This window comes from Brakhagea slesvicensis, assembly GCF_052161625.1.
Taxonomy (GTDB): domain Bacteria; phylum Planctomycetota; class Planctomycetia; order Pirellulales; family Pirellulaceae; genus JBKCUI01.
In genome coordinates this window covers 3,236,591-3,250,348 of the sequence record NZ_CP197412.1, presented here as the reverse complement: position 1 = coordinate 3,250,348, position 13,758 = coordinate 3,236,591, and the positions used below count along the sequence as shown (strand labels likewise).

Sequence of the window (13,758 nt, the reverse complement as noted above, 5' to 3'; positions counted from 1 at the left end):
GAAAGGTTGAGCTTGATGCCCGATGTTCGCTCAGCATTCCATGTTCTTGGACAGTTTGCGTCGAGAATGCGAGTATTCGTACGCGATCGCTTTTGTGCGCATTGATGGAGCCGACGAACGTGGGCCGTAACCGTCCGGCGACGAAACGTATACCACATTGAAACATTCGACTTCGCCGCTCCGGTTCACGGCATGGTTCTGTCGTGTAATAGTGCTTCAGCGTGACCTATCCAGTCAGTCTCTTCAATACGAAAGTCGTTGTGAGCGCGGTCTCGAGCCGACTCAAGACTGTCACAGTAATGTTCATAGCAGGTGATATCGTAGGTATATTCTAAGTATACACCTTCATCCGATGCGTAGTGGATTATCTTTGCCACCTGAGGACGTGCTGTGCTCATATCGGTGTACTTTCCATCCGAAACAAATCCAAATTGGAAGTTGCCCGTTGGTTGATGGCGATAAGTGTCCAATTTTGCGATTGACACGACGACTGGGTGGCGTTGACTAAATTCGGAAATCAGCGCGGCAAAGTTGCGTATTACCGCCGCTTCATTACAGTTGTCCATGTGGAGTATCTGCCACCATCCGAGGCTTGTATCGCCGCGTCCTAGCTTGCGAACTAGCCATTCAGAAAACTGCGTGAACGGTGGAACTTCTATCGACGGTTGGTTCTCCCGATTTCTTCCAAATCGATATCCGTCGATAAAGGCTCTAACCTCTCCAATGGTCGCAACGCTATAGGCGTTTGGGTGTAGCCCCATGTCGCAAAGTACAGCGTAAAAATCTTTCATCTTGGCTGGTTTATCACCGACAGAACTAAGAATTATCCGGCGCTGGCGCCGGAGAGTATAGTTTCATTATACCCCCTTTTTGCAGATCAAATGCGCGATGGGAGTTGTTCCGTTTTGCTTCATCTTCTCAAACGTAAAGATCAGCATGGTCTCAAGAATTACAACACATAGGGCACTCCAGACGCTTCTACGGCATTCCGTACAAACCGAGATGCGTTGCTGCACCTCGTCGAATATCGTGTAGCGTGATCGGATTAAGGGTTCCAGATGGCCGAAGAGAGTCTCAAATTATCCGGCGCTGCTGGTCGTCGGTCCTGGGATGACGTACCAATACCAAGATGCCAGGTCTCACCGGAAGGACTCCATTCGTCACCGATCGCGTTTTATGCTTGCGATCTCTCATTTTTTTCCGCTAAGAAATTTGGGGATCCGATTCGTACGTTCATGACCCCTACGAGTCATTCCAAGCGGATTGCACTACTCCTTGGCTGCCTCCAAGGCTTGCAGGCGCGGAAGCTCGAATTCGTCCCCCGGATTCCATGACTGCATCGTCTCTTGGTTGGCGCATTGCCAGCCGACTTGGAGCAAGAGTCGGATGTCCTGGACCGCGCCGGAGAGATCCCAGTCTGGATTGTATTCGTCCGAACGCTGGTGATAGTCCCGGTCGGTCCATGCATCAAGTTGCTTCTTGCCCCAGCCTTCGGGTTTGCCGATCACTTCGTAACCGGAATGAAGATACAAACCAGGAACACCCACCTTGGCCAACGAGAATTGATCCGAACGGTAGTAATAGCCTTTGCTCGGCTCTCGATCGGGGATGACCGTTCGCGACTGGGTTTGCGCTGCCGCAGAGACGAGCCCATCAAGCGAGCTTTTTCCAAATCCGATGACTTGTACATCCCGCGTCGGACCCAAAAAATTCAGTCCGTCGATGTTGATGACGGCGGTCAGCTTTCCGTTCGGGATCGGCGGATGCTCTGCAAAGTATTTGGAACCGAGCAGCCCTTGCTCCTCCGCTCCGACCGCAGCGAACAAGATCGAACGTTTGGGTTGTGCACTGCTTCGAACGAGCGCCTCGGCGATCGCCAACAGTGCTGCCGTGCCGGAGGCATTGTCGATCGCCCCGTTGTAGATCGTGTCGCCTGTCTCGTCACGGCTAGCAGCAATTCCGATGTGATCGTGGTGCGCCATAAACACCAAAACCTCGTCTTGGAGTTTTGGATCGGTGCCAGGCAGGACCGCCAGTACATTGGCCGTTTCTCGTTCCCTCGCTTCGCATGCGATGGATGTTGTCAGCGTGATTCCAAGGGGAATAGGCTTGAAATCGCGACTCTCTGCTTTGGCCCGAAGCCGCTCCAAATCGAATCCTGCGGACGCGACCATCCGCTTCGTAGCCGCATCGGTCATCCAAGCCTTGAGATCCATCCTAGGTGCCTTGCTATCGCGAAGCTCGAACTCTTCGCCTGTCCAAGACGTTTGGATCACGCTGAAGGGATAACCAGCGGAAGGATCCGTATGGATAATGATCGCCCCCGCTGCCCCCTGTCTTGCCGCGCTTTCGTACTTGTAGTCCCAGCGACCGTAGTAGAGCCTGCGAGCTCCGGCAAAGAGATTCGGATCTTGCTCGGGGTCATTGTTCATCATTAACAAAATCTTGCCCCGAAGATCGACGTTCTTGTAATCATCCCAGTCAAACTCGGGAGCTTGGATGCCATAGCCAACGAAGACCACTTCGGCGTCCGTCACACGATTGACTTTCTCCGGCTTTCCTGCGACCGCGATGAAATCATCGAAATAACGAAACGGTTCGCCGATCGGTTTCTGATCTCGGCGAAAACTCCATTCCTTTTCCGGCTGGGAAAGCTGACCGATCATAGGAAACGGTTGGCGGTAGGAGCCTAGGGACTTGATCGGTTTGAGTCCCAATGCTTTGAATTGCGTTTCGAGATAGAGCTGCGTCAGCTTGTCTCCCGTCGACGCGGGCCCTCGTCCTTCCAGCAAATCGTCGGCGAGGAACTGAATATGCCCGTGGAGTTGATGCTCCTGGACCTTCTCGAGAATCGAGTCGAGCGGTTCTTCGCCAATGAGGAGGGATGCGGTCAAGATAGTGCAGCACAAGCTCACGAAGCAAACGGGGAGGTCTACGATCCGGCGAGATCGAAAGGGCAACACGTCACGCATGCGTTGGTTTCCAAGTTTCGAGAATAGGGAATGTCGGAATAGTATATCGATTTTTTCTAAGAAACTTGTGATATTCACGCTCCGACTCCGATCGCGGATGGAAGGAGGGAAGAATGCGGTTAAATTGGTGGTTCGAATTGCCCAGGCGCGAACTTCCCTCCCGTTCGGACACGTTTTATGTTTTTCAAAGATCTCACCTCGAGTCCGCTTTGGCCATTGGCCGTCCTCCTCATCAGCGTGTTGTTCATTATCTTGGCCATTGCCAAGTTTCGGATGCATGCCTTTGTCGCGTTGATCTGCGCCTCCCTCCTCGCCGGCGTCGCCGCGAACAAAGAAACGTGGGATGTCGTTCAAAAGGATGGCCAGATAAAAAGCATGCCTGGATTGGTCGGAGTCGTCGAGCTGACCGCGAAAGGATTGGGAGATACAGCGCGCGACATTGCCATTTCGATCGCGTTCGCATCAATCATCGGCATGTGCTTGATGGAGAGCGGAGCGGCGGACAAAGTCGTGCGACGCTTCTTAGCCTTCTTCGGCTACAAGAATGCAGGTTGGGCTCTGCTATGGTCGACCTACTTGCTTAGCATCCCAATCTTCTTCGACACCATGTTCATGCTCATGGTACCGCTGGCTCAAGCGTTGGCGAGGCGGACCGGAAAAGACTACATGCTCTTTGCCATGTGCACAGCATGCGGAGGGGTCATTACGCATTCGATGACGATTCCTCACCCTGGCCCTTTAGCGATGGTGGACGAACTTCAAGTCGACACAGGGCTCAGTTTGGTCGCCGGGTTGTTAGGGGGATTGATCCCTGCTGTGGTCGGTTATTACTTCTGTATTTGGGCCAATTCGCGCAGCACGACCATGCCGAGTGCAGGGGCCAACGCGAACGAAATGGAAGTTGAGGAGTCAAAGCTTCCGTCGTTCCTCGCATCGGTCATGCCTGTAATCCTGCCTATTGTGCTCATCGGTTTTTCTTCCTTGATGCAGATCGTGGCCAATGGAGCATTCAAAGAGGGGGCGAAGATCGCTTGGTGCGAAGGGCTTGTGAACGCATTGGGAGTAGAGCTCTTCACCAACGTTCGAGGCGTCGTGGATTTCATCGGGCATAAAAACATTGCGCTGCTGATTGGAGCTGGAATCTCTGTGTTGGTGCTTCTCCGTCAAAAGGGGATTTCCCTTCACGGACTGGAGCGGTTGATTGGGCCACCGCTGGAAACGGCGGGAATGATCATTCTCATTACAAGCGCGGGGGGAGCATTTGGTTTTATGCTTCGAACGGTGGGAGTGGGGAAGGCCGTGGAGAGTCTCGCGAGCGGACGCGAAATCAATTTGATCGTTCTTGCATGGGTGGTGGCTTCAGTGATTCGCGTGGCGCAAGGGAGCGCGACGGTTGCCATTCTTACGACAGCGGGGATGGTGAAAGGGATGCTCGACACCTCGATGGGAGTTCACCCTGTCTACATTTACTTGGCGATCGGCTGGGGGGCCATGTTCGGTTCGTGGATGAACGATAGCGGGTTCTGGGTCGTGAGCCGGTTAGGTGGCTTCACCCAAAAGGAGACACTTCAATCTTGGAGCGTGATGTTGTGTGTTCTTTCGCTCACCGGACTCGTCACGACGCTGATCGCTTCCTGGATTCTGCCGTTAAGTGTCGTCGCCCAATAAGGATCGGTGCAACGATTCCTTGCATATTTGTTATCGCCTTCCCTTTCCGTTTGAGACTTGATGAGACCTGAATTCTTCTATTTTGATCTTGGAAATGTCCTCCTCTACTTCGATCACGACTTGGCGTTTCGCAGGATGGCGAAAATTGCTGGTGTGACGCCGAGAGAGATGCGAGCCGCGGTGATGGATACCGAGCTACAAATCGCCTACGAGACAGGGCACATCAGCGGCAGCGAGTTTGTGGATCGTATCGCGGAGCACTTGGACAAACCCCTTGCGGTGGCACCTATCCTGGAAGCTGCAGCCGACATGTTCATCGCCAACACGCATATCCTGCCGGTGCTGGAAAGAGTCCAGGAATTGCGCATCCCGATGGGGCTCCTATCGAACACATGCGAAGCACACTGGCAATGGATCGTCCAACAACGCTATCCGCAAGTCATCGATTGGTTTTCCCCCGTGATCCTTTCTTTTGAGGCCAAAAGCATGAAGCCTGACAATGGGATCTACGAGCAAGCAGAGCAGCGAGCAGGCGTAGCGCCGGAGCGCATCTTCTTCACGGACGATCGAGCGGACAACATCGAAGCGGCGAGCAGGAGAGGTTGGCAAACGCAAGTCTTCGTCAATGCAGACCGTCTGATGCAGACGATCGATCAGTGGTCGTGAGCGGGTCTCTAAACGGGTCGGTTCGCAAGCATCAACGAAAGTTCCATCCGAAGTCGCGGGGTTGCCCCCTCCGCAGGGAGTCTGGCTGGGACTCATTCAGTTCTATGAGCTCTCGATCGATCAAGAAATTGAGTTTGCCGTCCCAAACAAATGCGGCATCGATTCGGCCATCGGGGAGCTTGGACCATAAGGGATCTTCGCGTCGCTTTTTCGCAGGCTGCGCGAAGTCATTAGGGAGGAGGAATCGTCGAAACTCCTCGTTTCGAAAGAAGACGATTTCGTCAGGCGAGCGGAGCAACGCGCAATCAATCCCTGTTGTCCACAACCGCCACCAACCATCGATCCCGATCGCACCCGTTCTGTCGACCAAACCTTTCCCCTCTGTAAAGTTGAAACGATCGTATCGATTCCTACGAAAGAAATAGAGCCTATTCATACGAGGGTGGTACACGGCCGCATCGACACATGGGGTAATCCCAGTCCAATCCCCGGCAGCGATCTCCATTCTTCGGCTCAGTTCATTGTTCTGAGGATCCCAGGTATAGAAGAATTCCTCGATGAACAAGTGAAGTCGCTGCCGCCCTGGATGAAAAATCACAGCATCGTATCGACGTATAGGTCGAGGCGCCGTCAGATCCGCCCGTTGAAAGGGATTCTCCTCTTCCATCCATCGGACAATGGATTCCGTTTCGATTGCACCTTGGAGATCACCTGAATTCACACTGCATCGACCGTCAGAAAACTCCAATCGCACGCGTTCGGGGGAGAACAAATAGCCATCGATCTCACCAGAATACTTGGCTCGACAAACCCATCGACAGGAATTGTCGGATCGCGACATCGATTCGATGATGCAATGGTCGAACGTGAGAGTTGTATCGCGGTATCGCATTGTTGTCGGAAAGACCGATCGCTCGCAAAACGTTTCTACAGCGTCCGCATACGTGATATCGATTGCGGGGTCGATTCGCTCCTCCATGAGAGATGCCGGTGATTGGGCTAGCGACATCGAACATAACCAGACCGCCACAGTCAGCGCGTTGAAGAACATGGCTGTCCGACCGGCTGTCCAACTGGCTGTCCTGCGATGGATGTGCGACATGGCAATTTCGATAAAACGGGAAGACACAAAGCATCGAAAAGTATAGCTGGATAGAATGGAACCGGGACAAATCCCTGAGTGAACCTCCTCCGCAAAAGACCTATCATGAGTTCGAACAAAAATTCACTTCCGATCGACCGCAGATCTGCCTTAAAAGCAGCGGCCTCGGCTGCAGCTTGTTCGCTGGTGCTCCCCGATCTGGATCTTGCCGCTCAGGAAGTAGCGAAGCCGTTTGGAGACGAGTTCCCCAATCTGGAGTCCCTGACGACAGGTGAATGGTGGACGCGGCCTGCTAACAATCGCAACACCCAAGTCAGGCGAGGTGGAGCCTCCCCAGCTCCATCGATGAACGTACCTCGCGATCAAGTCGTCGTGTTCGCGATCTATCTTCATCACGCGGGAGTACTCAAAATCACCGCGCAGCTATACCCACTGAAACCGGGAGAATCTCGCGACGTGCATCTGGAGTTCCTACAAAACGGAAAGTGGCAACGGGCCGCTACCAGCCAAGTTCTGTATCCAGGTTGGGACGCCCATTTCCGAATCGAGAATTGGGATGCTTCGCGGGATATCCCTTATCGCATTCGCCACGGTGAAAGTGCATTCTTCGAGGGACGCATTCGCCGCGATCCTGCTGACAAGAATGAGATCGTCGTCGGAAACCTTTCGTGCAATTCCAGCAAGACCATCGGGGAACGGACCGAGATCGTTCAGAATATTCTCGCCCAAGACCCCGATCTTCTTTTCTTCAGCGGTGACCAAACCTATCGCCACACTGAGCACACTGCAGGTTGGATTGAGTTCGGACTACAATTTCGCGATTCCTTTCGAGATCGACCCGTGGTGTGCATACCCGATGATCATGATGTCGGACATGGCAACTTGTGGGGAGAGAGTGGCAAGCAGTCGGTGACGCAGGGGGATGCAGACGGAGGCTATCGTTACCCTGTCGCTTATGTCAATCAAGTCCAACGGCAGCAAGCGTGGCATCTACCCGATGCAGTCGATCCAACTCCCATCAATCGAGATATCCAAGTCTATTTCACTCGGCTCAAGCTAGGGGGGATCGATTTCGCCATTCTCGAAGACCGAAAGTTCAAGATGGGACCCGACGGAAAGATCCCGAAAATGGGACCTCGCCCCGACCACATCAACGATGCGGCTTACGACCCTAAAACGGTCGACTTGCCAGGTTTGCAACTATTAGGCGAACGCCAGGAAAAGTTTTTGCAAGAGTGGACGGAGGACTGGGCCGGAGCGACCATGAAAGCGGTGTTATCCCAAACCGCCTTCTGCGGCGCAGTGCACATGCATGGAAAAGCGGATAGCCGACTCTTAGCAGACTTGGATTGCAACGGATGGCCACAGACACCTCGCAAACGGGCGCTCGCAACGATCCGTCAAGCGTGGGCTGTCCACTTGTGCGGCGATCAGCACTTGGCCGTCGTCGTCAAGCATGGACTCGATACTTACGGCGATGGCCCCTATGGCTTCACCAGTCCCGCGTTGGTGAACACGATCTACGGTCGTTGGTGGCATCCGCTCGACGAGAAGCCTGGTCCCAACCCAGTACCGAACAGCCCGTTGCCTTGGACCGGCGATTTCCTAGACGGTCTGGGAAACCGAATCAGCATGTTGGCCTACGCAAACCCGGAGGATATCAGCGACGAAAGGAAGCGCGCCGATGGATATGGGATCGCGAGATTCAATAAGGAAAAGCGAACCATTACCTTCGAATGCTGGCCTCGTTTCTGTGACGTGAAGAAGGGAGATTCCGAGCAATTCCCCGGTTGGCCGATTACGGTCGATATGGATGCCAACGATGGTCGCAAAGTTGTCGGCTGGTTACCGGAACTCCAATTCGAAGGAGGAAGCGATCCGGTCATACAAGTCATCGAGCAATCGAGTGGTGAAGTCCTCTACACCGTTCGCGTTCCCGGTTCACGATTCCAGCCACGCGTCTATTCGAACGGATTGCATACCATCAAAATCGGTCGCGATCGACCCGATCGCATCGCGCTAAGGGATCTGAAACCTGCGGATAAAAATCAAACCGGCACGAAGTCCTTGAAGCTGTAACGACCATCCGGGTAAGGCGCACCCTACAAAGAACCTTCCAATGCTTTTCTGACTGCGGGATTTGGTTTGACGCTCCCGGGTCGTTTTCCGTCTGCGATATCAAATGGTGTCCAGCCATGTCGGTTCTTATGATTCCAGGTCGATCCTTTCAATCCCCACTCATGAAGGAGCTTCACTACTTTAGGAAAGGCCCTGTAAGCTGCGCCATGCATGGCCGATTCGCCATTCTTGTCGACATGGTGAAGGTCAACATTGTGTGCGAGAAGATAGCCCAAGACCTCTAAGACCTCCGACTCGGTACCTGGCTCTTCATCCACCGCGACCGTTCCAACACCTGTTGCCGCGAGCAACGGGGTGCAATCGTCTGCATTCGGTTGGTTTAGATCCGCGCCGAGTTCCACGAGCAATTGAATGAGAGGCAAGTCGGCTGTTTTGCAGGCGAGCAGAAGGGGGGTGGCACCATTGCGATTCAACGCAGCCTTCCCCGGCGGCTTACCATTTTTCCAAGGGAGGTTTGCATCGGCTCCCAAGGCGATCATCCGGCGCACGAACTCAAGACTGCTTACTTTTCCCGACCCTCGAGGAGGCGGATCTCCATCCACTCCATCACCGCTGCTCGGCTTCCGCACCCAGCTGATCGCATGGAGTGCTGCATATCCGCAACGTTGATCGTTTGGATTGGCTCCCCGTTCGATCAAATGCAATGCCAGTTCGAAGTGTCCGCTTTCAACCGCTAAGATCAATGCGGAGGTTTGGTTTGATGCGTTCCTACCGCCCCCGGATCGCACGTTCATCACTTGATTCACGTCTGTTCCTGTCGGTAAGAAGAGGTCCACCGTTTCCATATGGCCCTGACGAACCGCGAAAAAGAAGGCATTGAAACCTGACTTGAGCGATAGGTCTCTATCCGCTCCAGCGACTAGCAACGCCTTGACGGCCTCTGTGTTTCCCGCAGCTGCAGCCCACATCAACGCAGATTGCCCATTTCGGTCCGTCGCACTCACCGAACACCCCGACTGAAGTAGCATCTCGACAATCTTCTCATTCCCTTGCCTGGAGGCGATCATGAGCAAAGTCGCGTCTCCCGGGCCCAGTATGGAGACATCAGCACTCGCATCGAGAAGCAGCCGAGTGCTCGTTTCGTCTCCTTGGGTGCACGCAATGGTTAAGGGAGTGACGCTGTAGTAGGTTTTGGCGTTTGGGTTCGCTCCCGCTTCGAGCAGCCACTGGACCATGTCGTGCCGCGCGTGTTTCACTCCCCAATGGAGAGCCGTCATGCCGTCTTGTTGTGGTGCATTGAGCGATTCCGAGGAGAGTTTCCCTTTCGTTGATAGGACATCCCACCGCTCCTGCTCCGCAAGATCGGCGAGCCCCAGCGACTGCATCCGAGAAAGATTTTCGCGTTCGTCGGCTGCACTCGATGCGGAATGGTAAAAAACGACCACCGCGATCATCAGCAGGGAAGTAGCAACCTTCTGACCGGTTCGAGGAGATGGATCGAGCATGTTCTAAAGCGTTACGGGATCAAAAAGATGGTCGATCGTACCTGTGCTATCCGCAAACGTTTCCAAGGGGACACCTACTTTGTTCAGCAACGTGAGATGCAAATTCGAAAGCGGTGTCGGGCTGTTTAATTGAATGTGTTTGCCCCCACGATGCTGCCCTGCCGCTCCACCTGCGACCAAGATAGGAAGGTCCGAGTGATCGTGCGCATCGGGATCTCCCATGCCGCTGCCATAGAGAAAAAGGGAATGGTCGAGAAGGTTTCCATCTCCTTCGGGAGTCTCCTTCAGTTTGGTGAGAAACTCCGCAAACAACGAGATATGGAACTGGTTGATCTTGGCTACCTTCTGGAGTTTTTCAGGGTCCCCACCGTGATGGGTGATCGGATGGTGAGGATCGGGCACACCGATCTCGGGATAGGTGCGATTGCTGGCTTCGCGAGCCAATTGAAAGGTCGTAACCCGCGTGATGTCCCCTTGGAAGGCAAGTAACTGCAGATCGAACATCAATCGTGCATGATCTGCATATTGGATCGGGACCCCTGTGGGGCGGTCCAGGTCTGGCAAGGGATTCTCGAGCACACTTCGTTCGGCCTTTTGAATGCGTTGCTCTACATCGCGAACATTGTCGAGATAGCTTTCGATCCTCTGGCGATCCGAGGCGCCGACTCTCTTTTTGAGCCGAGAGATCTCCTGGGTCACCGAGTCGAGGAGACTCGCCTTTTGTCTCAAGGCTTCCTGCCGCTGCTGCGCGCTACCACCTTCGCCGAACAAACTCTCGAATACCAATCGCGGGTGCGCTTCGGCCGGCAGGGGCGTGGTCGGCGAGGACCAGGAAAGATTGTTTTGATAGACGCACGCGTAGCCATTGTCGCACTGCCCTACCGTCGACAGCAGGTCCATCGAAAGCTCTAAAGAAGGAAGCTGTGTTTCTGCCCCGATTCGCTTCGCTGCTATTTGATCGACCGTCGTTCCCAAATAGTAATCCGTGCTCTCGGTGAGCTTCGCTCTCGCCGCGCTGAGAAAGGCTGAATTCGAAGTCGCATGGGAGCCTGGATAGGCATTCTGCAAATCGAAACCAGAGAGAACGCTGATCTCCTTCGCGAGGGGTTGAAGCGGAGCAAGGCTCGAGGGGAGATTCTCCAACGTTTCGCTCTCGGGCTTCCATTCCTTTGGGTAATACCCCATGGGTACATATACATAACCGATTCGTTTTAGATTTTGCCGGCTTGCAGCGGTAGAACCATGCGCTGTCATGGCCGGCACCATGGCGTCGAGCAGCGGGAGCGACAACGCGACCCCTGTACCGCGAAGGAGTGTACGTCGATCTAACGATTTCTTGGTAATCATTCCTTGTTCCTCATAAGGAAAGGACGGCTTTGCGTTATGGCGACGAGGATCGAGTGAAACCGATAATCGTCCGCGGCGGCTTGTTTAACGATCTCTCTTACATAGGGTCCGTCTTCGATTTCAGCGCCCCTTCCAAGCCCATAGGTCAACAGCTTTTCTACTAATGTACCAACGAACGCCTCTGGCCGCTCCAGAATGCTGGACTCCAGATCGGTGACCGATGCCGCTCGTTTCCCGTCCGGCAAAACAGTCGCCGAATCGATAGCCGTGTCTCCATCCCAATGTCTCCAGCGACCTAGGGCATCGTACGATTCAAGCACGAACCCTACGGGATCGATCAGTTCGTGGCAGGATGCGCACGCTGGATTCTCTCGATGTTGAGCCAACCGTTCGCGCGTGGAAGTAGGGGTCGAGGAGGAACGCTCCCGAAGCGCGGGGATATTGGGGGGTGGAGGAGGTGGGGGGGTTCCTAGGATATTTTCCAATACCCAGCTTCCTCGGATCGTTGGTGACGTCCGAGTCGCATACGACGTGACCGACAGAAGACTCGCATGTCGAAGTATACCTCCTCGATGCGATTTTCCGACGTTCTCAACGCGTCTCGTTTCGCTCCCCAAGATACCTGGAATTCCGTAATGGACCGCAAGTCGTTCGTTCATAAACGAATGGTCGCTTTGAATGAGATGAAGCACCGGGCGATTCTCCATCAAGACTTCGCGGACGAGCGACTCTGTTTCTTCACGCATCGCGATGCGCAAGTTGTCATCGAAATCGGGATACAGCCTTAGATCGGGCGAGATACTCGATAGGTTGCGCAGATAGAGCCATTGAGATGCAAAGTTGGTAACCAATGCGTCCGAACGTCGGTCGCGCAACATGCGACGAACCTGCGCTTCCAAGACAGAAGCCTCTTGCAATCGGCCGCTTTCGGCTAGTTGAAGCAGTTCGTCGTCAGGAATACTGCTCCATAAGAAGAAAGAAAGTCGACTCGCCAATTCGAATGGGGTCACTGGGATGAGTGGGACCGAATCGATCGAGGCATCTTCGTTCGACGATTCGATTCGAAGCAAGAAATTCGGATTGACCAAAATCGATGCGATTCCCGCCTCTAATCCATGCGCGAAGCCACGCGACTTCGCGGCTAGCTCAACCATTCTCAATGGAGTCTCTAAATCGTCTTCGGTGATCGATCTCCGGTAAGCGCGTCGAGCGAGACGCTCCAATACCCCTTTAGCGACTTGAAACTCGTCCGAAGCATCTGGCTGCATCGGAGCTCCGGCAAACAACTTTCTGGTAATCGGCGTGTCCGGAATGAGATCTGTCTTTCTATCGAGCGGGCCAACAATCGATATCTCGTAAATCGCTGGGTGCAATCGCGGGTGCCGATGTCGATTGTAGGACGCGTCGAATGGCTGACGCTTGATCTCTAGGAGCGACGCGCTGGTCGCGGGAAAGGTCGCACCAACGCGATGCACACCCGCTTCCACTGGGACTCGAACTCGGAGATTGGCATCGACCAAGGTGTGATCGTCTGCTTGAGTCGGTTTGGGAATTACAACTCGATGCACCGGAGAGCGTTCGATCAGAATATCGAGATCGGTTGCTTTATTGAGCCCCTCGACTTTCTCATCACGATCTCGAGTCAACCGGATCTGGATTTCGTAGATTCCGGTTGCAGGGAACGCGTAGTCGAATTGCGCACCGCCTCGGGTTCCGAGCGGGAGACCATCCACATGAGACTCCTGGCTTCGATCGGGCGGTATCCGGACCGTGATTCCTGCCGGACCAAGCTCTTGGATTCCAAGTGCCGAACGACTGACGTGCTGCGCTGCTTGAATCGCTCTGGAGATGAACGCGGGCGTCCACTCACCAACCGTGATATTGTCGAAGCCTTGGCTGGATTCATCTTTTGGCAAAAAGGCAGCAGCATCGATCGGGAGCCCTATCAGATCGCGGATGGCATTTTGATACTCCGCGCGAGTCAAACGTCGCAGGCCCGGAGTTTTGGCTACCCTGGGATGAGCTTCGCTCTGCTGCTGAAGCCCCTGTTCCATTTCCATTCGCGCCGCCTGGAGCAATTCCGGGTCTGGCCGGTCGTGCGATGGGGGTGGCATTTGGCCCGCACGCAGCTTTCGCAGGATCCGCTCCCAAGGCTTGGTGTCCAAATCTGGGCGATCCCAACTTGCAGATTGCTCTAAAAGCCCTTCGATCGAAAATGCTCCCTCCGGGGACGGGCCTGCATGGCAATCCAGACAGGATTCGTGGAAGAGCTGTTCCACTGGAGGTCCCATCGCGTTTGCATGAGGGATCCACTTGGAGGCAAGAGCAACGAGGAGTATGGCTCCGCAGACTGCAGTAATTCGGATCGCGATCATCATACGACTCATCCTCTCCTCTGGCTCGGCTCTCAAAAATCCCA

The 13,758-nt window shown here is 54.2% G+C and carries 9 protein-coding genes; 3 read left to right on the top strand and 6 right to left on the bottom strand.

Annotation, left to right across the window (positions count from 1 at the left end):
• Positions 1-185: 185 nt before the first annotated feature.
• Positions 186-791, bottom strand: a complete 606-nt coding sequence (locus SH467x_RS12335) for a hypothetical protein (protein WP_482367415.1) — start codon at positions 789-791, stop codon at positions 186-188.
• Between the two features lie 477 nt (positions 792-1,268).
• On the bottom strand, positions 1,269-2,972 hold the full coding sequence (locus SH467x_RS12330; RefSeq protein ID WP_482367414.1) for a M20/M25/M40 family metallo-hydrolase: 1,704 nt from the start codon (positions 2,970-2,972) through the stop codon (positions 1,269-1,271).
• Between the two features lie 177 nt (positions 2,973-3,149).
• Between SH467x_RS12330 and SH467x_RS12325 the strand changes: the two genes are divergently transcribed.
• Positions 3,150-4,640, top strand: coding sequence for a GntP family permease (locus SH467x_RS12325; RefSeq protein ID WP_482367413.1), 1,491 nt, complete (start codon positions 3,150-3,152; stop codon positions 4,638-4,640).
• A 60-nt stretch (positions 4,641-4,700) separates the two neighbouring features.
• On the top strand, positions 4,701-5,306 hold the full coding sequence (locus SH467x_RS12320; protein WP_482367412.1) for an HAD-IA family hydrolase: 606 nt from the start codon (positions 4,701-4,703) through the stop codon (positions 5,304-5,306).
• Positions 5,307-5,337: 31 nt separating this feature from the next.
• Here SH467x_RS12320 and SH467x_RS12315 read toward each other — a convergent pair whose 3' ends face one another.
• Positions 5,338-6,408 carry a hypothetical protein gene (locus SH467x_RS12315; RefSeq protein ID WP_482367411.1) on the bottom strand — a complete coding sequence of 357 codons (1,071 nt, stop codon included), beginning with the start codon at positions 6,406-6,408 and terminating at the stop codon, positions 5,338-5,340.
• Positions 6,409-6,513: 105 nt separating this feature from the next.
• Here SH467x_RS12315 and SH467x_RS12310 point away from each other — a divergent pair, with 105 nt between their 5' ends.
• Positions 6,514-8,487, top strand: a complete 1,974-nt coding sequence (locus SH467x_RS12310; protein ID WP_482367410.1) for a metallophosphoesterase family protein — start codon at positions 6,514-6,516, stop codon at positions 8,485-8,487.
• 23 nt (positions 8,488-8,510) lie between these two features.
• Here SH467x_RS12310 and SH467x_RS12305 read toward each other — a convergent pair whose 3' ends face one another.
• Genes SH467x_RS12305 through SH467x_RS12295 form a run of 3 tightly spaced genes read right to left on the bottom strand, consistent with a single transcriptional unit; the run spans position 8,511 to position 13,717 of the window.
• Positions 8,511-9,992: an ankyrin repeat domain-containing protein gene (locus tag SH467x_RS12305; RefSeq protein WP_482367409.1), complete on the bottom strand. Its 1,482-nt coding sequence runs from the start codon at positions 9,990-9,992 to the stop codon at positions 8,511-8,513.
• A gap of 3 nt (positions 9,993-9,995) precedes the next feature.
• Positions 9,996-11,339: a DUF1552 domain-containing protein gene (locus SH467x_RS12300; protein WP_482367408.1), complete on the bottom strand. Its 1,344-nt coding sequence runs from the start codon at positions 11,337-11,339 to the stop codon at positions 9,996-9,998.
• Positions 11,336-13,717: a DUF1592 domain-containing protein gene (locus SH467x_RS12295; RefSeq protein ID WP_482367407.1), complete on the bottom strand. Its 2,382-nt coding sequence runs from the start codon at positions 13,715-13,717 to the stop codon at positions 11,336-11,338. The genes SH467x_RS12300 and SH467x_RS12295 overlap by 4 nt, the downstream gene beginning before the upstream one ends.
• Positions 13,718-13,758: the final 41 nt, after the last annotated feature.

Coding starts and splice junctions, on each gene's coding strand:
- SH467x_RS12310 (WP_482367410.1), top strand. CDS start 6,514: ATGAGTTCGAACAAAAATTCACTTCCGATCGACCGCAGATCTGCCTTA.
- SH467x_RS12330 (WP_482367414.1), bottom strand. CDS start 2,972: ATGCGTGACGTGTTGCCCTTTCGATCTCGCCGGATCGTAGACCTCCCC.
- SH467x_RS12315 (WP_482367411.1), bottom strand. CDS start 6,408: ATGTCGCACATCCATCGCAGGACAGCCAGTTGGACAGCCGGTCGGACA.
- SH467x_RS12320 (WP_482367412.1), top strand. CDS start 4,701: ATGAGACCTGAATTCTTCTATTTTGATCTTGGAAATGTCCTCCTCTAC.
- SH467x_RS12325 (WP_482367413.1), top strand. CDS start 3,150: ATGTTTTTCAAAGATCTCACCTCGAGTCCGCTTTGGCCATTGGCCGTC.
- SH467x_RS12335 (WP_482367415.1), bottom strand. CDS start 791: ATGAAAGATTTTTACGCTGTACTTTGCGACATGGGGCTACACCCAAAC.
- SH467x_RS12305 (WP_482367409.1), bottom strand. CDS start 9,992: ATGCTCGATCCATCTCCTCGAACCGGTCAGAAGGTTGCTACTTCCCTG.
- SH467x_RS12295 (WP_482367407.1), bottom strand. CDS start 13,717: ATGATGATCGCGATCCGAATTACTGCAGTCTGCGGAGCCATACTCCTC.
- SH467x_RS12300 (WP_482367408.1), bottom strand. CDS start 11,339: ATGATTACCAAGAAATCGTTAGATCGACGTACACTCCTTCGCGGTACA.